At 38.5% G+C, this 1,344-nt stretch carries 1 protein-coding gene; it reads left to right on the forward strand.

What is annotated here, in order from left to right:
- Window positions 1–1,065: IS91 family transposase (locus PGOND44_RS14880; RefSeq protein ID WP_003447529.1), on the forward strand; the 1,065-nt coding region annotated here is incomplete at its 5' end.
- Window positions 1,066–1,344 lie beyond the last annotated feature (279 nt).

Here is a 1,344-nt window from a genome sequence, read left to right on the forward strand (position 1 = left end):
CAGCGCGCTTTGCATGCGATAAGAAAATGCCGCACTAAAGCTCTTGGTGGACATTTAGATTGGTGTATGAATTGCAAGAAGCTCCATTTGCAATTCAATTCCTGTCGCAATAGGCATTGTCCTACTTGCCAAGGACATAAGCAGCATCAATGGGTTGCTGCAAGAACGCAAGAACTCCTTCCTGTGCCTTATTTTCATGTTGTTTTTACACTCCCAGACCATCTCAATTCTGTGGCAATACCTTATCCCAAAGTGCTATATAAAATCTTATTTGATAGCGCCTGGGAAACCCTCTCTGCCTTTGGCAACAATCCCAAACATCTAGGTGCAAAACTGGGGATGATTGCCGTGCTGCATACTTGGGGTCAGAATTTACAATTACACCCGCATTTGCATTGTATTGTTCCAGGGGGAGGTGTTTGTGAGGCAGGATTCTGGAAAAAAGGAACAGCAAAAGATGATTTTCTATTTTCAGTAGAGGCGATGAGTGATAAATTTAGAGGCCGTTTTGTGTCCAAATTACGAAAGGCACTTCCCCAATTACCGCAATCTTTATATGATAAGTTGTTCAAAAAAGAGTGGGTGGTGTATGCCAAAACTCCTTTTGGAAAACCAGAACATGTGATTGAATATTTAGGTAGGTACACCCATAAAATAGCGATAAGTAATCACCGTATTTTGTCGATTGATAAAGAAAAAAAGAAGCTTACATTTAGTTTAAAAGACTATAGAAAAGGTGGGCAAAAAACCACACTAACACTCTCTACAAAAGAGTTTATACGGCGTTTTCAGCTCCATATTCTTCCCAAAGGCTTTACTCGAATAAGGCATTATGGGTTTTTGAGCAGCAGTTGGAAAAAAGAGAAGTTACCGTTATTACAATTGCAATTAAGAGATAAAAACTTGGCATACATAATAACCTTTGCCACTCAAGAGAAGTCTCTCCATCGCTGTTGTCCGAGTTGTAAAAAAGAGACATTGATCACACTTTTTACCTTTGATAGTCGTGGTCCTCCAAAGGATTACAAAAAAATTATAAAGGATAAACTGGAATACAAACATTAAAAAAAACGGTTCTAAAAAGAGCCTTGACTTACTAATGCCCAAACTAAAGGAAACTGATAAAAAATAGCAGATTCTCACACAAAAAAAGAGTGATTTCCCTAAAAAGTACCTTAATTTAGATAACCAACTGAATAAAAAGGGATGCAAAGCACTCTAAAAACAACCTTATCCTCTTGTAAGGTTCTTGCCTACTCATCGAATTCCCCCTTACCAGCAATCCCGGATCAGTCAACAAATCATATAGCTTTGGCCTATCGGCACGCCATATGCTTAGTTATT

The organism is Psychroflexus gondwanensis ACAM 44 (genome assembly GCF_000355905.1).
Lineage (GTDB): Bacteria > Bacteroidota > Bacteroidia > Flavobacteriales > Flavobacteriaceae > Psychroflexus > Psychroflexus gondwanensis.